Source organism: Bradyrhizobium sp. CB1717 (assembly GCF_029714325.1).
In the GTDB taxonomy this organism is placed as follows: Bacteria; Pseudomonadota; Alphaproteobacteria; order Rhizobiales; family Xanthobacteraceae; genus Bradyrhizobium.
Window position 1 is genome coordinate 8,816,402 of the sequence record NZ_CP121666.1, and the last position, 21,280, is coordinate 8,837,681.

Sequence of the window (21,280 nt, forward strand, 5' to 3'; positions counted from 1 at the left end):
CGTCGCGAAAGATCCACGATGCGCACGTGCCGCGATCACGGCGATCGCGATGCGTGCCGACGAGTCGTTTGGCGCAGCCAAGACGAAACGTTTCGCTTGGACAATGACCGCAACGCCGCGATCCTAGAATCTCTGGCGCTGGTCGTGGAAAACGAGGTCCCCGACAGGTGGTTGTTGCCGTGCCTCGATGTCAAGCGATCAATGCGACTCGCGCAGGCTGCAGGTTGACGGACGCTCGCCAGAACCTGTCCGTAGTCCATCAAAGTTTCGCGCAAGGGGGACGTTAATGCGGATCTACATCATTCTTGCCGGCCTCGCCCTCATGCTCGTTGGAAGGGTCAGCGGCACGGTCGTCGACAAAGGAACCGACGTGCAGAGATCCTGCAGGCTACTTGTCCAGAAATCGTTTCGTGACCAGGACGAAGCCCGGATCGCCGGCGCATGTGAGGGAATGATCGAAACGGCGATGCTCTTTTCACCAAATCTGCCTGCCGGGGTGCGTGCATGCCCCCCCGCGCAAGGCAGTGCCCTGGAAAGCGCCAAGGTCCTTCTTCAATACATCGACAACAATCCCGATCGACTAAGTGAACCGGGGATTACCCTTGCTCTCGAGGCGCTCAGAGATGCTTGGCCTTGCCGTGGGGACGATGCCGGCGGCCCGAGACCTAAAAAGCGCGCGCCGAAAAAATCAGACCAATGACGCCTGCGTGATTGGGGGGGCTCCAGGGACGGCGGGACACATTCACTCAATTCAGTTTCGGGTCACGAAGAGAAGACCTCACGGTGAACAAATCTGGGGAATGACCTCCGAAGGCTCGAAATTCGACCGCCAGCTTGCATCGTGCTTGCACGATCGCCTCGCAAAATAGATCGAGGGGATGGGGACAGATGCAACTTATCGATCTTAAGAAAGGAAGTGGCGCGCCCGGAACGATTCGAACGTCCGACCCTCAGATTCGTAGTCTGATGCTCTATCCAGCTGAGCTACGGGCGCGTTTTTCGCTGATAGTGCGGGCATGGCCCGCACGCAGCCCCCGGCGGAGCCGGAGGGGGTGCGAAAGAGCGCTCTGACTAACCGCTCTTGTCCCGATTGGCAAGCTCCGGGATGAGGAGATTTTGCAGGGAGATGACGGTTTGCCTCCGGTCATTCCGGGGCTCGCGAAGCGAGAACCGGAATCTCGTGCCTAAAACCTCTGGATTCCGGGTTCGGCGCTTTGCGCCGCCCCGGAATGACGGTTGGCTCGGCCTCTGGCCGACCTACGCCCTCTGCCGCTCGTTGCGGATGGAGAGGAGTTCCACGGGGCGGTCGGGGATGACGATCCGGAAGGTGGCGCCGATGGTGCCTTCGACGAGATGGATGTCGCCGCCATGGGCGCGGACGAGCTCGGCGGCGATGGCAAGGCCCAGCCCGCTGCCGCCGGGGCGGCCGGAGGTCTGGAAGGCCTCGAACAGGTGCTCCCTGGTCTTCTGGGGCACGCCGGGACCGGTGTCGGAGACCTCCAGGATGGCGACGGCGCCCTCGCGCTTTCCGGTGATCCGGATCTGCTGCGCCCCGCCATCGCCGGTCGCGTGGCTTTCCAGCGCCTGGGCGGCGTTGCGGACGAGGTTGAGCAGCACACGGAACAGCTGGTCGGGATCGGCATCGACCGCGAGCCCGCGCTCGATCGCGGCAACCCAGGCGATCGAAGCGTCGCTGGCAAGGCCGGCGGTCTCACGCACCTCCAGCACCACAGGCTCGATCAGGATCATGCGGCGATCGGGCGCGGCCTCCTGGGCACGGCCATAGGACAGTGTCGACTGGCAGAAGGCGATGGCGCGCTCGAGCGAGCGCACGAGCTTTGGCGCAAAGCGCTGCACGCGCGGGTCGGGCACGCTGGCGAGCTGATCCGACAGGAGCTGGGCCGAGGCCAGCAGGTTGCGCAAATCGTGGTTGATCTTGGACACTGCGAGGCCGAGCGCGGCGAGCCGGCTCTTCTGATTCAGCATCGACATCAGGTCGCGCTGCATGTCCGACAATTCGCGCTCGGCGACGCCGATCTCGTCGCTGCGCTGGCTCGGCACGATGATTCCCGCCGAGCTTTCCGGGTTCTCGTGGAAGCCGACCAGGCTCGCGGTCAGCCGCCGCATCGGCCGCACGAAGAGATAATGGAGGGCGAGATAGACGAGGCCCGCGGTCAGGACCCCGATGATCAGCGCGACCACGACGACATTGCGGGAGAATCGGTACATCGCCTGCCGCAGCGGCAATTCGTCGGTCACGATCTCGACGAACTGGGCGTTGCCGACGCCGGGGCCGACGACGCGAATGGCCTGGTTGCCGGTCTCCAGCATCATCTGGAAGGAGCCGGTGATCGCCTCCCACACGGTCATGTCGCGCAGGTCGACGTCGTGCCCGATCGTAGCAGGCAGATTGTCGCTGGCGAGCAGCCGGCGCTGCTGGCCCATCTTGATGGCGACGGCGCGGGCATTGATGCTCTTCAGGATTTCGCGCGAGAGCGAATCGGGGACCATGCCGAGGGGCGCAGCGTCGAGCACCAGCGCCGCCGTGTTGGCGGCCGCGACACGGTCGTTGAGCCGGTTGACCCAGAAGTTGGCGATGGCAGGCACGTAGAGCAGGATCGCGGCGATCATCACCAGGGGGACGGTCAGCAGCAGCAGCTTGCCCGACAGCCCAAGCCCCGCAGGCCCACGCGGCCGCGCCGCGGGCGGGTCCTGCTGATCCGTATCCTGGATCGGCCGGAGGTCTGTCTCTGCCACGAAATTCGCCCTCGCTGATTTGCCCGGTGAACGATCTGGCGGATGAAGGATGCGGCCCGCCCCCGGCCCGGTCAAATTACGGATCGCTAATATGCCGAGGTGGGATGTAGGTGCTGATAGGGCGAGTCGCTACCTCACGGGTTAAAAACCCCGCACAAACAGTGATATTCACCGGAATCGTGCGCTTGTGCGGCGTTGACGAAGACAAGACGCTCCCTTATAAGCCGCGCGAATTGTCCGCGATGACCCGGTGTGACGCCGGGAGCGGCTCTCTTGGGGCCGAAAAGGGCCCGTTTTGGGCCGCATCTTCCGGACTTTACCATCAATTCTACAGGCAAATTGCCCGGTCAGCGGAGAAAAACCCGTGAAGCGGACTTATCAACCCAGCAAACTGGTGCGCAAGCGCCGTCACGGCTTCCGTGCCCGCCTCGCCACTGCCGGCGGCCGCAAGGTTCTCGCCGCCCGCCGCGCCCGCGGCCGCAAGCGTCTGAGCGCCTGAGCCGGACCCCCTTTTTGGGATTTCATCATGGATCGGCTGAGGCAGCGGGCGGATTTCCTCGCCGTTGCCAATGGCGCGCGGGCGAATAGTCCCGCGTTTGTCCTGCAAAGCCGCCGCCGCGACGATCTTGGCCCGATCCGGGTCGGTTTCACCGTCACCAAAAAGAACGGCAACGCCCCCGAGCGCAATCGCATCCGGCGCCGGCTTCGCGAATTGGTGAAGCGGCTCGATCCGGTGTCGATGCAGCCCCATCATGACTATGTCTTGGTCGGCCGAAGGGACGCGCTCTCGCGCGACTTCGCCACCATGCTCGACGATCTGCGCATAGCTTTCTCGAAGCCCGCGCGGCATACGGCCAAGGGATCTGCGCCCAAGGGATCTGCTAAGGGGCGCGGCGAAAAGCCGGGCGCTGCCCCTGCCAGCCGCAAACCGGATTGATGACGAGACATTAGAGATGACCGACAATCGCAATACCATCCTCGCCGTCATTCTGTCGGGCCTCGTCCTGATCGCCTGGCAATATTTCTACAACGTGCCGCAGATGGAGAAGCAGCGCGCCCAGCAGCAGGCGCAGGCCGAGCTCCAGAAGACCACGCCGCAGCCGACTGCGTCCGCGACGCCGGGCTCGACGCCGCAGGCGGGCGGCGCCGCGCAGCCGTCGACGCCGGGCGCGAGCCAGCAGGCCCAGCCGGTCGTTGCCCGCGAGACCGCGATCGCGGCCGGCCCGCGCGTCAAGATCGACACCCCGCGGATCGCCGGCAGCATCTCGCTCAAGGGCGGCCGCATCGACGACATCGCGCTGGTGCAATTCCGCGAAACGGTCGACCCGAAATCGCCGCCGATCATCCTCTATTCGCCCTCGGGCACGGCGGAGCCCTATTACGCCGAGTTCGGCTGGGTAGCGGCGACGGGCGTGACGGCGAAGATGCCGGATGCCCAGACCGTCTGGCAGCAGGACGGCAGCGGCAGCCTGACGCCGACGACGCCCGTGGTGCTGAAATGGGACAATGGCGACGGCCTCACCTTCCGCCGCACCATTGCGGTCGACGACCACTATCTCTTCACCATCAAGGACGAGGTGAGCAATGTCGGCAACGCGCCGGTCACGCTCTATCCGTTCGCGCTGATCTCGCGCCACGGCGCGCCGCAAGTCTCGGGCTACTACATCCTGCATGAAGGCCTGATCGGTTATCTCGGCGACCAGGGCCTGCAGGAATACGCCTACAAGAAGATCGACGAAGCCAAGAAGGTGGACTTCAAGGTCACCAATGGCTGGCTCGGCATCACCGACAAGTACTGGGCCTCGGCGCTGCTGCCCGATACCAATGCGCAGTTGCAGGCGCGCTTCTCGTCGAACCCGTCCGGCAACCTCCACACCTACCAGACCGACTATCTGCTCGACCCCGTCACCGTCGCGATCGGCGGCACCGCGACGGCGAACGCGCGGCTGTTCGCCGGCGCCAAGGAAGCCGGCGTGGTCGGCGTGTTCCCGTTCGCCGGCCTCGGCGGCTACAACAAGGAGCTCGGCCTCAACCATTTCGACTTGCTGATCGACTGGGGCTGGTTCTACTTCATCACCAAGCCGATGTTCCTCGGCCTCGACTTCTTCTACCGCTTCTTCGGCAATTTCGGCGTCTCGATCCTGCTCGTGACCGTGATCGTGAAGCTGTTGTTCTTCCCGCTGGCGAACAAATCCTACGCCTCGATGGCGAAGATGAAGTCGATCCAGCCGCAGCTGCAGGCGCTCAAGGAGCGCTATCCCGACGACAAGGTGAAGCAGCAGCAGGAGATGATGGAGATCTACCGCAAGGAGAAGATCAACCCGGTCGCCGGCTGTCTTCCCGTGGTGATCCAGATCCCGGTGTTCTTCTCGCTCTACAAGGTGCTGTTCGTCACCATCGAGATGCGGCACGCGCCGTTCTACGGCTGGATCAAGGATCTCTCGGCGCCGGATCCGACCAACCTCTTCAATCTGTTCGGGCTGATCCCGTTCGATCCGACCACGATTCCGGTATTCGGCCATTACCTCGCGCTCGGCATCTGGCCGATCATCATGGGCATCACGATGTGGTTCCAGATGAAGCTGAACCCGACGCCGCCGGATCCGACGCAGCAGATCATCTTCAACTGGATGCCGCTGATCTTCACCTTCATGCTGGCGGGCTTCCCGGCGGGCCTCGTGATCTACTGGGCCTGGAACAACCTGCTCTCGGTGATCCAGCAGAGCTACATCATGCGCCGCAACGGCGTGAAGGTGGAGCTGTTCGACAATCTCAAGGCGACGTTCGCGAAGAAGGCGACGTAATCGTCATTGCGAGGAGCGAAGCGACGAAGCAATCCAGAATTCCTCCGCGGATGCATTTCTGGATTGCTTCGCTTCGCTCGCAATGACGCGGGGAAACAGCGAGCTTCGCATGACCGACGACAAAGATGCGAAGCTGATCGAGGCCGGGCGCAAGCTGTTCGCACGCGACTGGCAGTTCATCTGGGCCTCGCCCTCGATCCAGACACTGCCGCCGATGGACGGGCTCGAGATCGCCTTTGCCGGCCGCTCCAATGTCGGCAAGTCCAGCCTGATCAACGCGCTCACCGGGCGCAACGCGCTGGCGCGCACCTCGCATACGCCCGGCCGCACCCAGGAGCTGATCTTCTTCGAGGTCCCTGGGAAGAAGGACCTGCGCCTCGTCGACATGCCCGGCTATGGCTATGCCAAGGCGCCGAAGAGCCAGGTGGCGTCCTGGACCGAGCTGATCCACAAATTCCTGCTGGGACGCGCCTCGCTCGCGCGCGTCTACGTGCTGATCGACGCGCGGCATGGCCTCAAGGACGTCGATCTGGAGATTCTGAAAACGCTCGACCGCTCCGCCGTCAGCTACCAGATCGTGCTGACCAAGGCCGACCAGGTGAAGGCGTCAGAGCTGCAATCGCGCATCGCCGAGACCGAGACGGCGCTGGCCAAACATCCGGCCGCGTTCCCGAACGTGCTGGCGACCTCCTCGCGCAGCTCGACCGGCATGGAGAGCTTGCGCGCCGCGATGGCGAAGCTGCTGGAAGAGCGGACCTCGTGATCATGGCGCACCGCCCCCTGATCGGGCTTGCCGGCTTGATGGGCGCCGCCGGCGTAGCGCTCGCCGCCGCCTCCGCCCACGGCGCTGACGCCAGCCGGCTCGCCGCCGCCAGCGCCATGCTGCTGTTTCATGCAACTGCCATACTTGCGGTGATTGGGTTGCTCACGCGCGGGCTTCTGCACGGCGGAATTGGGCTCGCTGCAGCATGCGGCTTCGTGATCGGTGCCGCGCTGTTCGCGGGCGACCTGACCTTGCGGCAATATGCCGGGCATTCGCTGTTTCCCATGGCGGCACCGACCGGCGGAACGGTGATGATTGCGAGCTGGCTGGCGGTGACGCTCGCAGCGGTGGTGGCGCGGAAGTAGCGCTCTCTCTTACCCTCCCCTGGAGGGGGAGGGTCGGCTCATATTGAGCGCAGCGAAATGTGAGCCGGGGTGGGGTGATCTCTCCACTCGGGCACTGCTCATCGCGGAGAGACCGTTACCCCACCCCGCTCGCGCTGCGCGCGATCGACCCTCCCCCTCCAGGGGAGGGTAAGAGCAGACTTTGCGCTGCCCCCGCCAATCGGATAGAACGCGCACCGACAGTCCCGCCAGCGAGACCTTGACATGACCGACATCTCCCCGCTCGACCAGGCCCGCATCCTGTCCGAAGCGCTCCCGCACATGCAGCAGTATGACGAAGAAACCATCGTCATCAAATATGGCGGCCATGCCATGGGCGACGAGGAGACCGCGAAGAACTTCGCCCGCGACATCGTGCTGTTGGAGCAGACCGCGATCAACCCGGTGGTGGTGCATGGCGGCGGGCCGCAGATCGCGACCATGCTCAAGCGCCTCGGCATCGTCTCGGAATTCGCCGCCGGCCTGCGCATCACCGACGCCGCGACCATCGAGATCGTCGAGATGGTGCTGGCCGGCTCGGTCAACAAGCAGATCGTCGGCTACATCAACGAGGCCGGCGGCAAGGCCGTGGGCTTGTCCGGCAAGGACGGCAACATGGTGAAGGCGACGAAGACGACGCGCACCATCGTCGATCCGGACTCGCATATCGAGAAGGCGGTCGATCTCGGCTTCGTCGGCGACCCCGAGAAGGTCGACCTCACCTTGCTCAACCAGTTGATCGGCTACGAGCTGATCCCGGTGCTGGCGCCGCTGGCGACCTCCAAGGAAGGCCAGACGCTCAACATCAACGCCGACACCTTTGCCGGTGCGGTCGCCGGCGCGCTGAAGGCAAAGCGCCTGCTGCTGCTCACCGACGTGCCCGGCGTGCTCGACAAGTCGAAGAAGCTGATCCCGCAGCTCTCGGTGAAGGACGCGCGCAAGCTGATCGCCGACGGCACCATCTCCGGCGGCATGATTCCGAAGGTCGAGACCTGCATCTACGCGCTCGAACAGGGCGTCGAGGGCGTCGTCATCATCGACGGCAAGATGCAGCACGCGGTGCTGCTCGAGCTCTTCACCAACCAGGGCACGGGGACGCTGATACATAAGTGAGCGACGAGAAGACAAGAGACGTCGTCATGGTCGGGCAAGAGCGGCGGCGTCGCCGCTCAGTCCTGACGCGCTTCCTGATGACGCTGCCGGCGGCCGTCGTCTCGTTCTTCTTCTCCTCCGCGCCGGCCTTCGCCGACCTCAAGATCTGCAATCGCATGTCCTATGTCGTCGAGGCCGCGATCGGCATCGACGACAAGGCGGCGACCGCGACGCGCGGCTGGTTCAGGATCGATCCCGCCACCTGCCGCGTGGTGGTGCAGGGCACGCTGACGGCAGACCGCATCCTGCTCAACGCCCGCGCGCTCGGCATCTATGGCGCCTCCCCGATCCCGCAGAACGGCAACGACATGCTGTGCGTGGCGCAGGACAATTTCGTCATCGCCGCCGCGCGGCAATGCCGCGGCGGCCAGACGCAGGTCCCCTTCACGCAGGTGACGCCGACGCAGGGCGACGACGGCAATCTGGTCACCTATCTCGCGGAGGATTCCGAATATGACGACGAGCAGGCACGGCTCGCCGGCATCCAGCGGCTGCTGGTGATCATCGGCTACGACGTCGGCGCCATCGACGGCGTCGACGGGCCGAAGACGCAGGCCGCGCTGGCTGCGTTCCTGAAGAGCCGCGGGTTGTCCTCCGACACGGTGTCTTCGCAAAATTTCTTCAAGACCATGGTCGATGCGACGCAGACGCCGTCGGCAAGCGGCCTGACCTGGTGCAACGACACACCGCACAAGGTGATGGCGGCGATCGCCACCGATGACGGCAAGTCCGTGACCAGCCGCGGCTGGTACCGCATCGATCCCGGCAAGTGCCTGCACCCCGACGTGAGCGGCCAGCCGAAGCAGATCTTCAGCTTCGCCGAGGCGGTCGATGTCGACAACCGCGCGATCAAGAAGGACAAGCCGCTGAACTGGGGCGGCGACAAGCAGCTCTGCACGCGCGAGACCAAATTCGAGACCAATGAGCAGACCGATTGCGCCGCGCGCGGATTTGCGGCGGCGGGCTTCGGCGCGGTGGACATGTCGAGTGGCGGCAGGACGCTGCGGTTTGCGGTGCCGTGATTTTTGATCCGAATACGCCGTCACACCCTCCGCTGTCGTCCTGGCGAAAGCCAGGACCCATTACCCAGGAGCGGGTTTGGCGAAGAACGATGACCAGAGTGCCCCACTGATGGGTCACGGAGCATGGGTCCTGGCTGTCGCCAGGACGACGATTGAGGGCGGAGCCGCCGTCTCACTCAACGGATAGAGAGTCTTGATGAATTCCCCCCGCGCCTTCGCCCACGTCGACACCTGGGTGTTCGACCTCGACAACACGCTGTATCCGCATCACGTCAATCTGTGGCAGCAGGTCGATGCGCGGATCGGGGAGTTCGTGTGCAACTGGCTGAACGTCAGCCCTGCAGAAGCGCGCAATATCCAGAAGGACTATTACCGCCGCTTCGGCACCACCATGCGCGGCATGATGACCCTGCATGGCGTCCGCGCCGACGACTACCTCGCTTACGTCCACAAGATCGACCATTCACCGCTGGAACCGAACCCGGCGCTCGGTGCCGCTATCGCAAAGCTGCCGGGGCGAAAACTGATCCTGACCAACGGCTCGGTCGACCATGTCGATGCGGTGCTGGCGCGGCTCGGCTTCGCCGGCCATTTCGACGGCGTCTTCGACATCATCGCCGCCGAGTTCGAGCCGAAGCCGGCGGAGCAGACCTACCGGAAATTCCTCGTGGACCATGCGGTCGATCCGACCCGCGCCGCCATGTTCGAGGACCTCGCCCGCAACCTCACCGTCCCGCACGCGCTCGGCATGACCACCGTGCTGGTGGTGCCTGATGGCACGAAAGAGGTGGTGCGCGAGGACTGGGAGCTGGAGGGCCGCGACGCGGCCCATGTGGATCACGTCACCGACGATCTGGCGGGATTTTTGGGCAGGCTGTCTCGGTAGGCCGTAGCCCGGATGGAGCGAAGCGAAATCCGGGGTCGCGCGCCGCGGATAAACCGTCCCGGATTGCGCTTCGCTCCATCCGGGCTACGGGACCGTGCTTGTCCAGGACGACGGCGGAGTATGCCTTGACTCCGCCCCTCCAAATCCCGAAAAAGCGCCTAATCCCATCAAAATTCCTGACCTGAAGAGGAAATCCCGATGTCCCTGTCCGCCCTGGAATCCACCATCAACAGCGCTTTCGACGCGCGTGACGGCATCTCGACATCGACCAAGGGCGAGGTGCGCGAGGCCGTGGACCAGGCACTGGAGACCCTGGACAAGGGCGAGGCGCGCGTTGCCGAGCGCGGCGCTGACGGCAAGTGGAAGGTCAATCAGTGGCTGAAGAAGGCTGTGCTGCTGTCCTTCCGCCTCAACGACATGGACGTCATTGGCGGCGGTCCCGGCAAGGCGAGCTGGTGGGACAAGGTGCCCTCGAAGTTCGAGGGCTGGGGCCCGAACCGCTTTCGCGATGCCGGCTTTCGCGCGGTGCCGGGTGCGGTCGTCCGCCGCTCGGCCTTCATCGCCAAGAACGTCGTGCTGATGCCGTCCTTCGTCAATCTCGGCGCCTATGTCGATGAGAGCACCATGGTCGACACCTGGGCCACGGTCGGCTCCTGCGCGCAGATCGGCAAGCGCGTGCACATCTCCGGCGGCGCCGGCATCGGCGGCGTGCTCGAGCCGCTGCAGGCCGAGCCCGTGATCATCGAAGACGACTGCTTCATCGGCGCGCGCTCGGAAGTCGCCGAAGGCGTGATCGTGCGCAAGGGCGCGGTGCTGGCGATGGGCGTGTTCCTGGGCGCATCGACCAAGATCGTCGACCGCGAGACCGGCGAGGTCTTCATGGGCGAAGTGCCCGAGTATTCGGTGGTGGTGCCCGGCGCGCTGCCCGGCAAGCCGATGAAGAACGGCCAGATCGGCCCGAGCACGGCTTGCGCCGTCATCGTCAAGCGCGTCGACGAGCGCACGCGGTCGAAGACCAGCATCAACGAGCTGCTGCGGGATTGATCGGGGCGCGACGCGCCATTCTCTCACCGTCACCCTGAGGTGGCCGCCTCTTCGGCGGCCCTCGCAGGGCAACGGCCCTGCTGCCGCAACATCTCGGCCGCTCATCCTTCGAGGCTCCCGGCGCGATGCTTTGCATCGCGCCACTCGCACCTCAGGATGACGGGGTTTAGCACCCCATCGAACCTACCCTCCCTCCATCGCGACCAATTTCCGGGCGGCGCCTTCCGCCCGGAGCCTTTCGCATGGACTGGACCTCCTACCTCTTCCGCTTCGACGCCCGCATCAACCGCGCGCTGCTGTGGCAGGCGTTGCTGATCGTGACGATGCTGGCGGCAGTGCTCGGCGTGGTCGGCCAGATGATCCACCGGCTCAGCACCAAGGGCAAACTGATCTTCTCGATCAATCTCGATTTCGACTTCGGCTTCAACGGCCTCTTCAAATTGGTGGATCCCCGCGCCTACCATTTGCTGGCGTCCCTTGATCGAACCGATCTGATTCTGAAAGCGGCTGGCCTCGCGCTGTTCTCCTGGATATTCTTGGCCACCGCGATCAAGCGGCTGCACGATCGCAACAGGAGCGGCTGGTGGATCGTTGCTTTCTTCATCGTCCCCAGTATCTACCAACAGTTCTCGGACCTGTTGCCCGCCCCCGATTGGGAGCATCTATACGGCCTCCCCGCGGACGGTCTGCGGCTGTGGGGCATCGTCGAAATGTTCGTTTTGCGCGGCACGTTGGGCGACAACCGGTTCGGGCTCGATCCGCTCGCCGAGATCGAGAACAGCTCCGCCACGCCCCCTGCGAAAAACTGGGACCAGAGCCGCGAGCTCGAAATCGTGCCGCCCAGCGCTAGCCCACCCGGCGGCATGCATGTTAAGCGGGGCGCATGACCGATGCTCTCTCGATTGCCCGCGATCTCATCCGCTGCCCCTCGGTAACCCCGGCCGACGCCGGTGCGCTGGGGGTGCTTGAAAAAGCCCTGGGCGCCGCCGGCTTCACCTGTCACCGCGTGACCTTCAGCGAGGAAGGCACCGCCGACGTCGACAATCTCTATGCGCGGATCGGCACAGAGGGCCCGCACATCACCTTTGCCGGCCACACCGACGTGGTGCCGCCGGGCGATGAGAGCGCCTGGAGCGTCGGCGCGTTCTCCGGCGAGGTGAAGGACGGCGTGCTGCATGGCCGCGGCGCAGTCGACATGAAGGGCGGCATCGCCTGCTCCGTCGCCGCGGTGCTGGAGCATCTTGCTGCGAATGGCGGCAAGCCGCGCGCAGACGGTGCGGGCTCGATCTCGTTCCTGATCACTGGCGACGAGGAAGACGTCTCCATCAACGGCACCATCAAGCTGTTGAAGTGGGCTGCCGAGCGCGGCGAGAAATTCGACCATTGCGTGCTGGGCGAGCCCTCCAATGTCGAGACGCTCGGCGACACCATCAAGGTCGGCCGCCGCGGCTCGCAATCCGGCACGCTGTATGTCGATGGCGTGCAGGGCCATGTCGCCTATCCGCACCGCGCGGCCAATCCGGTGCCCGACATCTCGCGGCTGATCGTGGCGATCTCCGACGAGCCGCTCGACCACGGCAGCGCCCAGTTCCAGGCCTCCAATCTCGAATTCACTTCAGTGGACGTCGGCAACAAGGCCTCCAACGTCATCCCCGGCGAGGCCCGCGCAAAGTTCAACATCCGCTACAACGACAACCACACCCAGGCGAGCCTGCGCGAGCTGGTCGAGGCGCGGCTCGCAAAAGCCTGCGGCAACCGCATCAAGGCCCGCATCATCTGGGAGCCGTCGAACTCGAATGTGTTCGTGACCAAGCCCGGCCCGTTCACCGACCTCGCGGTGTCCGCGATCGAGGAGGTGACGGGACGCAAGCCCGAGCTGTCGACCTCGGGCGGCACGTCGGACGCGCGCTTCATCTCGAGCTATTGCCCGGTGATCGAATTCGGCCTGGTCGGCCAGACCATGCACCAGGTCGACGAGCGCGTGCCGGTCACGGATCTGGAAAAGCTGACGAAGGTGTATCGCGGGATCCTGACGCGGTATTTCGCGTAAGCCGCACGCGCCTTCCAGAGCCGAATTCGCCGCCTACTTCTTCTTGCGCGCCTTCGGCTCGGGCGAGAGCGACTGCGGGTCGAAGCCGACATAGAAGATGTAGGAATCGGCGGTCGCAGCCGACGGCACCGGATAGACCAGATCCTCGATCACCATGGTGAAGGGCACGCTGCCGCCCTCCGACATCTCGACCGTGGTCCGGTAGGCCTTCGAGGCGATCACCTTCTCGCCGACGCCGCCCTGCACCACGGCGACGCGCAGGGGAACCTCGACCGTGGCAGGAGCACCGGCAGGACCGGCGATGACGCGGCCCTGGATGCCGATCCGGGCCGTGATGTCGCCGCCGCTGCGGATGCATTCACGCGCCATCTTGGTGATCGTGGCCTGGAAGCGCACCTCATTGCCGGTGGCTGGCTTGCCGCCGGCGCCGACCGCGTAGGTGGAGGCTCCGGCGCGCACCGTGACCTGCGGGCAGTCGACGTCGTCGTCGGCCGCGGGCTGGCCGGGCGCGGGCGCCGGCTTGGGCTGGGCGGGCTGCTCGTCGGACTTGCCGCCGAACAGGCTCTTGAAGCGGTCGCTCAGCGACTGGGCCGCCACCGGCGAGACTGAGGCGAGCGCAACCGACAACGCCAGCGCGACCGCCGTCCCCCGCCGCAACGTAGTCCGCGAAGACCGAAGCTCCTTCACCATCGACGCCCATACTCCATGACAATGTTCCGGCCGATCGGCCGGCCATGCGGGTTATATCGCCAAAATCGGCGAACCCAAGGCAGCAAAAAGGGGATTTGCGCCGCACGACTCGGGCGGCTCAGCCGCGGAAATCCTCATGCAGCAGGCCGAACAGCAGGTGGTCCTGCCAGACCCCGTTGATGCAGAGATAGCGGCGTGCGAGGCCCTCGCGGGAGAAGCCGCATTTCTCCAGCACCCGGATCGACGGCGCATTGGTGGGGATGCAGGCGGCCTCGACCCGGTGCAGATTGAGCTCGCCGAACAGCGTCGGCAGCAGCACCCGCAGTGCGGCCGTCATGTAGCCGCGATGGGCATGGGGCTGGCCGATCCAGTAGCCGATGGTTCCGGCCTGCACGATGCCGCGCCGGACATTGGCGAGCGTGATGCCGCCGACCATGGCGCCGTCGAGCTCACGGAAGATCAGGAAGGGGTAGGAGCGGTCCGCGGCGATGTCCTCGGAATAGCGGCGCAGGCGGCGGCGAAAGCCGGAGCGGGTCAGATCGTCCGACGGCCAGATCGGCTCCCAGGGCGTGAGATAGTCGCGGCTGGTCTCGCGCAGGTGAGCCCATTGCAGGAAATCCGACATCTGCGGCGCGCGCAGCAACAGACCGTTGCCGCGCGGAGCGAGGGCGGCGGGTCCACTGGATGGCAGGCGAAAGAGGGCCATGGTGATGCTTCCCGGGGCGGGTGCTCCCTCGCGCGGCTCCTAGTGCAGCCGCGCCTTGGCACGTGCCCGGGTCAATCCTTCCGCAAAAGACACCGCCGTGTCCAGACCCCTGCCGCTGCCCAATGCGACAACTGCAGGGCGGCTGCGCGAAAGCAGCGCACGCGCCGCGTCCCGGGTCGATTCGACGCTGACGGCGTCGATCCGGGCCACCAGTTCCTCCACCGTCTGCGGCCGCCCATAAGCGAGCACGTGGCGGGCGAGCTGCTCGGCGCGGGACGAGCAGCTCTCCAGCGCCATCAGCAGCCCTGCCTTCATCTGCGCCTTGGCGCGCGCGATCTCGGCCTCGGTCAGCGTCTCCACGGACTCGTTCATGATGTCGACCACGACCTCCATCATCTCCGGTGCGTCGGCCGGATCGGTACCCGTGTAGAGGCCGAAGAAGCCAGTGTCGGTATAGGGCGCGTGGAACGAGTAGATCGAGTAGCAGAGGCCACGCTTCTCGCGCACCTCCTGGAACAGCCGCGACGACATCCCGCCGCCGAGGACGTTGGTGAAAACTTGAAGCGAAAATAGCGACAGGTCGTTCTGCGGCACGCCTTCCAGCGCCAGCGTCAGATGCGCCTGCTCGAGCTCGCGATGCACCACCTTGGCGCCGCCCTTGCCGAACTGGGCGGGTTGCGGCTTCGGGCCCGGCGTCCCCTCGAAGCTCGCAAAACGCTGCTCGACCTCCGCGACCACCTGGGCGTGATCGACCGCGCCGGCGGCCGCCACCACCATGTCGGGGCCGCGATAATGCGTCGAGAGATAGCCGCGCAGCATGTCGCGGTTGAAGCTGCGCAACGTCTTGGCGGTGCCGAGCAGCGAACGGCCCATCGGCTGGTCGGGATAGCAGAGCTCGTTGAGATGCTCGAACACGACGTCGTCGGGCGTGTCCTGCGCGGCGCCGATCTCCTGCACGATGACGTTCTTCTCGCGCTCCAGCTCGTCCGGCTCGAAGGCGGGATTGGCCAGGATGTCGGCGAGCACGTCGAGCGCGAGCGGCACGTCGGCCTTCAGCACCCGCGCATAATAGGACGTGGTCTCGGTCGAGGTGCCGGCATTGAGGTCGCCGCCGACCGCCTCGATCTCCTCGACGATCTCGCGCGAGGAGCGCTTCGTCGTGCCCTTGAACGCCATGTGCTCCAAGAGATGCGAGATGCCGTGCTCGTTCGGCTTCTCGTCGCGTCCGCCGACGCCGGCCCAGACGCCGAGCGCGGCGGTCTCGAGATGAGGCATCTTGTCGGTGACGACAGTGAGGCCGGACGCAAGCTTGGAAATCTCGACGCTCATCCGGCAACTCCCTGCTTTGCGGCGCGGCTGACCGACAGCACGAACCGCTCAACCTCGGACTGATCGTTCTTCATCACCTTCATGTGTTCGGATTTGGTCATGAGACCGTCGAGCCAGGCCGGCAGTTGCGGCCGCTGGCCGCAGGCCGCTTCGACCGCATCGGGGAATTTGGCCGGATGGGCGGTGGAGAGCACGATGCTCGGCACCGTGGTGTCGGTGGTGTCGCGGTCGGCGACGGCGAGCGCCACCGCGGTATGGGGGTCGACCAATTCGCCCGCCTCGCGCCAGGCGGCGCGGATCGCAGCCGCGGTCTCTGTCTCGTCGGCGCGTCCGGCGTCGAACTCCTCGCGGATCGCGGCCAGCGTTGCGTCAGGCAGCACGAAGCGCCCGGACTGCTTCAGCGAATCCATCAGACGGCGCACGCCGGCGGCATCGCGCCGGCCGGCCTCGAACAGCAGCCGCTCGAAATTCGAGGAGATCTGGATGTCCATCGACGGCGACGCCGTAGCGTGCACCTCGCGCACCTCGTAGATGCCGGTCTTCAGCGTGCGCGCCAGGATGTCGTTGACGTTGGCGGCGATGCGCAGGGTGCGCACCGGCAGGCCCATGCGCTTGGCGACGTAGCCGGCGAAGATGTCGCCGAAATTGCCGGTCGGCACCACGAAATCCACCGCGCGCGCCGGCGCACCGACGGCGACGGCCGAGGTGAAGTAGTAGACCACCTGGGCGACGATGCGGGCCCAGTTGATGGAGTTGACGCCGGAGAGCGAGGTCGCATCGCGGAAGCGATGGTTGTTGAACATGCCCTTCACGAGCGCCTGGCAATCGTCGAAGGTGCCTTCGATGGCGAGCGCATGGACGTTGGCCGCGCCCGTCGTCGTCATCATCCGCTGCTGCACCTCGGAGATGCGCTTGTGCGGGAACAGCACGATGAGGTCGACGTTCTCGAGCCCTGCGAAGGCTTCGACCGCGGCGCCGCCGGTGTCGCCGGAGGTGGCGACCACGATGGTGGTGCGCTGGCCGCGCTTTTCGAGCACATGGTCCATCAGCCGCGAGATCAGCTGCATCGCCACGTCCTTGAAGGCCAGCGTCGGGCCGTGGAACAGCTCCAGCACGAACTGGTGCGGCGACATCTGGCGCAGCGGCACCACGGCGGGATGGCGGAAGGTGGCATAGGCCTCGTTCGCCATGCGGCCGAGCTCGGCATCGGAGATCTCGCCGCCGGCGAAGGGACGGATCACGTCGACCGCGACCTCCCAATAGGGGCGGCCGAAGAAGCCGGCGATGGTCTCGGCCGGGAGCTGGGGCCACGTTGCCGGTACATACAGGCCGCCATCACGGGCAAGCCCGGTCAGCATCACGTCGCAGAAGCCGAGTTCAGGGGCCTCGCCCCGGGTCGAGATATAACGAGTCAAACTGCCCTCCAAAGGCCGGCCGAGCCTGAGCCAGATCCGTAAGCCTTTGATTTTACGAAAATACTTGTCAACAGCCAGAGGCTTCGGGCCACCATAAAGTGTTTTGCGGCATCGGGAAACCGCTTCCCGCCCGGGCCATTCAAACGAAAAGGGCTGCGGCGATGCCGCAGCCCTCTCTTGGAAGGTCTGTCGTTGATATGTGCAGACCGGTTTGGCTCGTCCGGGGCGCCTGCCCGCTAAAACTGTTGGCGCAAGCTTTCGTCGCCTGTCACGAAATCGTCAAGGGCAAAACCGCGCATGTCGGCAAATGTTCCTATTTCTCCCGGTACACGCGAATGCCGCTGCCCCAGATGCGAGCAGATCAAGAAAGGTCTTTTGCCGGGTTTTCCTGAAATTCCGATCAAGGCCGGAACGAACGCCGCTTCGGCCCATTGTGTCGGCGGATGGCGTCCGCTGCCGGCCATGCATTGCCCGGCCGGCGAAGGCGCCGGTCCGTCGGCCGAACCGGCGCATCCTGGAGCAGCCGGTTCGGTCGCTGGCGGCAGGGTCAGCCCATCCCGATTTCCACGGCGATCCGGATCAGGTCGGAATGGTTCTTGGCGCCAAGCTTCTGCTTGAGCAGCGAGGTGGTGTTGGCGACGGTCTTGTAGGAGATGCCGAGCGCCTCGGCGACCTCGACGATCTTGTCGCCGCGACCGAGCAGGCGGAGAATCTCCAGCTCCCGCGGCGTCATCTGCGAGGCCGGATTGGCCTTGATCGCGGCACCGGAGAAGGTCACGGCCTCCGCGAGTTGCGGCGAGATGAAATTGTCGCCCGCCACCACCTTTCGCACTGCTTTCAGCAGGATCCGGGGATCGTCGCCCTTGGAGACATAGCCCTGGGCCCCAAGCTCGACCGCCCGTACCACGAAGGCCGGATCGTCGTTCATGCTGAACATGATGATCTTGGCCTCGGGATCGTCTTTGCGTATGCGTCGCATGAGCTCGAATCCGGAGACATCGGGCAGGCTGATGTCGATCACCGTGACGTCGGGCCGCTTGCTGACATAGGCACGGTGACCGGATTTGGCGTCGCTGGCCTCTTCGATCCGGATCGAATGGTCGGAGGCAAACAGGGTGCGGCAGCCGGACAGCACCACGGGGTGGTCGTCGACAATGAGGATCCGGGTCGCCGGCTTGGCAATATCTTGCATCGCGCGCTCTCTTGTTTTGCGACTCATAGACCGGCGGGAACAAATGGAAAGAGCAAATCACGCCGATGCGCGTTAGAATTGACCTAATGTGGCAACGACTTTCCTTCAGGACGCAACTGTTTCTTCCGCTCGGCGCAGGTTTTCTCGCGGCGCTGGTCCTGGGCGGCATATTGCTGCAGGTATTTGCAACCGGTCAACTGGCCGACGAGAACGAGCCGGCTCGACGTTCGACCAAAACCATCGCCACCGCGCTCAACAACACCCTGCGCGCCTCGGACGATCCGCAGAAGACGCTTCAGGCCTTTGTCCAATCCCTGGACACCGCCTCCGATATCCAATTCCGCGCAGTGGAGGCGGGTCCCATTCCCTCCGTGAAGGACGGCCTGCGCAACCTCCAGGCTGTTCCGCAGTGGTTTCTCAACCTCTTGACCATGCCGGACCTCGACGCTGCATCGCCGGTGGTCATTGACGGCAGGCATGTCGGCGACATCGTGTTCGTGCCGGACCTGTCGGCCGACCTGTTCGAGAAGTGGATCGGCTTCCTCGCGCTGACCAGCCTTGTCGTTGCGCTGATGCTGCTCACCGGCACCATCGCCTATCTGTTCGCGGGATCTGTGGTGGGCCCGTTGCAATATCTCGGCGAAGGATTGGCGCGAATACGGCGCGGCGACTACGCGACGCCGATCCCGGTCGGAGGCCCGCCGGAGATCCGGCGCAGCTGCGAGGCGGCGAACGCCCTGTCCGCAACCCTCGCACAATTGAGCCAGGACAATCGCGACCTGTTGCACCGTCTGGTGTCACTCCAGGACGACGAGCGGCGCGATCTCGCCCGCGAGCTGCACGACGAGCTCGGCCCGCTGCTGTTCAGCATCCGCGCCGGCACGATCTCGCTGATCGAGGCCTCCCCAGCGGCAGGAAATCTCGGCAATTCGGCGGAGGAGGTGCTGCAATCGGTCGAGGCGCTGCAGCAGACCAACCGCCGCATCCTCGACCGGCTGCGCCCGCTCTACATCGAGGAATTGGGGCTGGAGACGAGCGTGCATACGCTGCTTCGGAACTTTCGCAAGCAGGCACCGCATATCGACCTGACGGCCGCGATTGATCCCGGCCTCAACGCGATCGACGGACCGCTGGCCCAGACCGTCTATCGCGTGATCCAGGAGGCGCTGACCAACGTGCTGCGCCATGCCGGAGCGAGCAATGCCGATGTGCAGGCGGCTATCGTGGGCGACGCGCTCGTCATCGAGGTCTCCGACGACGGCGGCGGATTTCCCGAGGGCAATTTGTTCGGCCGCGGCCTGACCGGCATGCATGAGCGCGTGCGTGCGCTCAGCGGATCGCTGTCATTGCTGCGCGCGGGCGACCGAACCTATGTGCGCTGCCACTTGCCCGTGGAGAGGGTGCGAGACGCGCCCGCGTGAGGCGCTAGCACGCGCAGCCGTCGTGCGCGTTCTGTCGCGAGGGCGTACACTGCGTGCTGTAGATCTTGCCTTCCGGGCTGAAGCGAAACGAGGCGTGAATACGCAGTGCGCCCGCGACGGAATATTCGAGATCGACGCCATCCGGTGCCGGCTCGATCTCCTCCAGACCGAAACCCGCCGCCAGGTAGGCGCTGAGCCGCGATCCCCAGTAGCTTTCGAGCTCGCGCCGGCCGCGATGATAATGCTGCGTGCCGTTGCACGTGCACTCGACCTGGGCATCGTCCGCATAGAGGTCGAGCAACATCGCGAGGTCGCCGCTCCTGCAGGCGTCCACCCAGTCGACGACAATTCCCATCTGATCGAAATCGCTCACGCTGCATTCCTTGTCTGCCGCGGACAAACTCGAACGCGGCTTGGGATCACAGTCGTGAATATGTGCGGAATAATAAACCCCGGACGATTCCGGGTTCCCTCCGGGAACCTACGGCCGCCGTTAACCTTCGCGCCGGGCTCGCATCCAGACGCCGAAGGCGATCAGCACCGCGCCTGCGAGCGTGAACCAGGTGACGGCGTATTGCAGGTGATCGTCCTTCAGATGCACGTCGAGCGGGCCCGGGCGCGGAATTCCGTTCTCGGGCGCCGGCTGTTCAAGGTCCACGTAGAACGGCGCCACCGCACCCCAATGAAGCGCGCTTGCGATCGCGAGATGATCGCGCACGAACCAGAGCCGCTTGTCGTGGTTCGCCGCCGGCGTCATCCAGCCTGGGGCCTCGGGGAAGCGGAGATAGCCGGTGAGCGCGATCGGTTGCCCAGTGACGAGCTTCTTCACCGCACGGTCCTCGACGCTGCGGTCCTGCATCGTGTTCTCGACGAAGCCCGCATCGATCACGACCATCTCGCCGGTCGCAAGCCGCGCCGGCAGGAAGGCCCAGGTGCCGGGACCTGAAGCGTCCTTGCGGACGGCCGAGCCGGACGAATAGACCATCGCGTCGGGCAGCGGGGCATAGGTCGCGGTGAAGCCGACACGGCGGAATTCATCGCGGGCGGGATTCAGCGCCGCCCATTGTGCAGCCGGCGGCAGCGCAATGGGGGCCGCCGCCAGACGCTCGGTGAGCGCCGCGATCAGCTCGTGCTTGGCGGTCCGCCGCTGCAATTGCCAGATGCCGAGCGCGACGAAGGCCGCGGTCAGGACCAGCGTGAACAGCGCGAAGCCGGCCACGCGAGGCTTGCGCGCAGTCTCTCTCATTTCGCGCGGTCGATCAGCCGGCCCGGCGCCGCCTTGTGGTGGAATTGCAGGGCGATCAGCAGCGACTTCATGGAGCGCAGCGGCAGCAGCGTGGTGGCGAGGATCAGGGGCAGCCAGAGCACCGCATGCAGCCAGAACGGCGGCTGGTACTTGACCTCGACGACGAGCGCGCAGCCGACCACGATGGCACCGGCCAGCATGATGATGAAGATCGCCGGACCGTCGCCGGAATCGATGAAAGCATAGTCGAGGCCGCAGCGCTCGCAAGCGGGGGCGAGGTTGAGGAAGCCCGCATAGAGCTTGCCCTGGCCGCAGCGCGGACATTTGCAGGCAAGCCCGCGCATCGCGCTTTGCAGGACGGTGGTTTCAGGCTCGGATGGACCGGCGGTATCGTTCATGATGGCGTACTTTATCACATTT

23 protein-coding genes and 1 tRNA gene are annotated in these 21,280 nt (G+C 65.2%); 13 read left to right on the top strand and 11 right to left on the bottom strand.

Annotated features, from left to right (window positions below; genetic code table 11):
• Positions 1-286: 286 nt before the first annotated feature.
• A complete protein-coding gene (locus tag QA649_RS41010; protein WP_283022121.1) occupies positions 287-700 on the top strand; it encodes a Rap1a/Tai family immunity protein in 414 nt (137 codons plus the stop codon).
• Between the two features lie 217 nt (positions 701-917).
• Here QA649_RS41010 and QA649_RS41015 read toward each other — a convergent pair.
• Both QA649_RS41015 and QA649_RS41020 read right to left on the bottom strand, forming a co-directional pair.
• Positions 918-994: transfer RNA gene (locus QA649_RS41015), tRNA-Arg, on the bottom strand.
• Between the two features lie 263 nt (positions 995-1,257).
• Complete coding sequence (locus QA649_RS41020) at positions 1,258-2,757, bottom strand: HAMP domain-containing sensor histidine kinase (RefSeq protein ID WP_283022122.1); 1,500 nt, start codon at positions 2,755-2,757, stop codon at positions 1,258-1,260.
• A gap of 364 nt (positions 2,758-3,121) precedes the next feature.
• Here QA649_RS41020 and rpmH point away from each other — a divergent pair, with 364 nt between their 5' ends.
• From rpmH to dapE, 11 genes are all read left to right on the top strand, one after another.
• The gene (rpmH, locus tag QA649_RS41025) at positions 3,122-3,256 is read left to right on the top strand and encodes a 50S ribosomal protein L34 (RefSeq protein ID WP_008542748.1); all 135 of its coding nucleotides are present in this window, start codon (positions 3,122-3,124) and stop codon (positions 3,254-3,256) included.
• A 27-nt stretch (positions 3,257-3,283) separates the two neighbouring features.
• On the top strand, positions 3,284-3,694 hold the full coding sequence (rnpA, locus tag QA649_RS41030) for a ribonuclease P protein component (RefSeq protein WP_283022123.1): 411 nt from the start codon (positions 3,284-3,286) through the stop codon (positions 3,692-3,694).
• A gap of 16 nt (positions 3,695-3,710) precedes the next feature.
• Entirely contained in the window at positions 3,711-5,561 is a 1,851-nt protein-coding gene (yidC, locus tag QA649_RS41035) for a membrane protein insertase YidC (protein WP_283022124.1), read from the top strand.
• Between the two features lie 109 nt (positions 5,562-5,670).
• Positions 5,671-6,324: a ribosome biogenesis GTP-binding protein YihA/YsxC gene (gene yihA / locus QA649_RS41040; RefSeq protein ID WP_283022125.1), complete on the top strand. Its 654-nt coding sequence runs from the start codon at positions 5,671-5,673 to the stop codon at positions 6,322-6,324.
• Positions 6,325-6,326: 2 nt separating this feature from the next.
• Entirely contained in the window at positions 6,327-6,689 is a 363-nt protein-coding gene (locus QA649_RS41045; protein ID WP_283022126.1) for a DUF423 domain-containing protein, read from the top strand.
• A gap of 243 nt (positions 6,690-6,932) precedes the next feature.
• Positions 6,933-7,820, top strand: a complete 888-nt coding sequence (gene argB / locus QA649_RS41050; RefSeq protein ID WP_130363552.1) for an acetylglutamate kinase — start codon at positions 6,933-6,935, stop codon at positions 7,818-7,820.
• Between the two features lie 77 nt (positions 7,821-7,897).
• Entirely contained in the window at positions 7,898-8,881 is a 984-nt protein-coding gene (locus tag QA649_RS41055; RefSeq protein ID WP_349254091.1) for a DUF1036 domain-containing protein, read from the top strand.
• Between the two features lie 196 nt (positions 8,882-9,077).
• Positions 9,078-9,767: a pyrimidine 5'-nucleotidase gene (locus QA649_RS41060; protein ID WP_283022127.1), complete on the top strand. Its 690-nt coding sequence runs from the start codon at positions 9,078-9,080 to the stop codon at positions 9,765-9,767.
• Positions 9,768-9,965: 198 nt separating this feature from the next.
• Positions 9,966-10,811, top strand: coding sequence for a 2,3,4,5-tetrahydropyridine-2,6-dicarboxylate N-succinyltransferase (gene dapD, locus QA649_RS41065; RefSeq protein WP_018646792.1), 846 nt, complete (start codon positions 9,966-9,968; stop codon positions 10,809-10,811).
• Positions 10,812-11,053: 242 nt separating this feature from the next.
• On the top strand, positions 11,054-11,698 hold the full coding sequence (locus QA649_RS41070; protein WP_283022128.1) for a DUF805 domain-containing protein: 645 nt from the start codon (positions 11,054-11,056) through the stop codon (positions 11,696-11,698).
• Positions 11,695-12,861, top strand: coding sequence for a succinyl-diaminopimelate desuccinylase (gene dapE / locus QA649_RS41075; protein ID WP_283022129.1), 1,167 nt, complete (start codon positions 11,695-11,697; stop codon positions 12,859-12,861). Before QA649_RS41070 ends, dapE begins: the two co-directional genes overlap by 4 nt.
• A 33-nt stretch (positions 12,862-12,894) precedes the next feature.
• Here dapE and QA649_RS41080 read toward each other — a convergent pair whose 3' ends face one another.
• The 6 genes from QA649_RS41080 to QA649_RS41105 form a co-directional block, all read right to left on the bottom strand.
• The gene (locus tag QA649_RS41080; protein WP_283022130.1) at positions 12,895-13,551 is read right to left on the bottom strand and encodes a hypothetical protein; all 657 of its coding nucleotides are present in this window, start codon (positions 13,549-13,551) and stop codon (positions 12,895-12,897) included.
• 118 nt (positions 13,552-13,669) lie between these two features.
• Positions 13,670-14,257 carry a GNAT family protein gene (locus QA649_RS41085; protein WP_100177964.1) on the bottom strand — a complete coding sequence of 196 codons (588 nt, stop codon included), beginning with the start codon at positions 14,255-14,257 and terminating at the stop codon, positions 13,670-13,672.
• A 39-nt stretch (positions 14,258-14,296) separates the two neighbouring features.
• A complete protein-coding gene (locus tag QA649_RS41090) occupies positions 14,297-15,586 on the bottom strand; it encodes a pitrilysin family protein (protein ID WP_283022131.1) in 1,290 nt (429 codons plus the stop codon).
• On the bottom strand, positions 15,583-17,001 hold the full coding sequence (gene thrC, locus QA649_RS41095) for a threonine synthase (RefSeq protein WP_283022132.1): 1,419 nt from the start codon (positions 16,999-17,001) through the stop codon (positions 15,583-15,585). The genes QA649_RS41090 and thrC overlap by 4 nt, the downstream gene beginning before the upstream one ends.
• Positions 17,002-17,237: 236 nt before the next feature.
• A complete protein-coding gene (locus QA649_RS41100) occupies positions 17,238-17,465 on the bottom strand; it encodes a hypothetical protein (protein ID WP_283022133.1) in 228 nt (75 codons plus the stop codon).
• A gap of 83 nt (positions 17,466-17,548) precedes the next feature.
• Positions 17,549-18,193: a response regulator transcription factor gene (locus QA649_RS41105; RefSeq protein ID WP_283022134.1), complete on the bottom strand. Its 645-nt coding sequence runs from the start codon at positions 18,191-18,193 to the stop codon at positions 17,549-17,551.
• 86 nt (positions 18,194-18,279) lie between these two features.
• Between QA649_RS41105 and QA649_RS41110 the strand changes: the two genes are divergently transcribed.
• Positions 18,280-19,614 carry an ATP-binding protein gene (locus QA649_RS41110; protein ID WP_283022135.1) on the top strand — a complete coding sequence of 445 codons (1,335 nt, stop codon included), beginning with the start codon at positions 18,280-18,282 and terminating at the stop codon, positions 19,612-19,614.
• 4 nt (positions 19,615-19,618) lie between these two features.
• Here the strand turns inward: QA649_RS41110 and QA649_RS41115 are convergent, their stop codons facing one another.
• The 3 genes from QA649_RS41115 to QA649_RS41125 form a co-directional block, all read right to left on the bottom strand.
• Positions 19,619-19,987: a nuclear transport factor 2 family protein gene (locus tag QA649_RS41115; RefSeq protein WP_283022136.1), complete on the bottom strand. Its 369-nt coding sequence runs from the start codon at positions 19,985-19,987 to the stop codon at positions 19,619-19,621.
• Positions 19,988-20,107: 120 nt separating this feature from the next.
• Positions 20,108-20,860: an SURF1 family protein gene (locus QA649_RS41120; protein ID WP_283022137.1), complete on the bottom strand. Its 753-nt coding sequence runs from the start codon at positions 20,858-20,860 to the stop codon at positions 20,108-20,110.
• Complete coding sequence (locus QA649_RS41125; protein ID WP_212340945.1) at positions 20,857-21,258, bottom strand: DUF983 domain-containing protein; 402 nt, start codon at positions 21,256-21,258, stop codon at positions 20,857-20,859. Before QA649_RS41125 ends, QA649_RS41120 begins: the two co-directional genes overlap by 4 nt.
• Between the last annotated feature and the right edge of the window lie 22 nt (positions 21,259-21,280).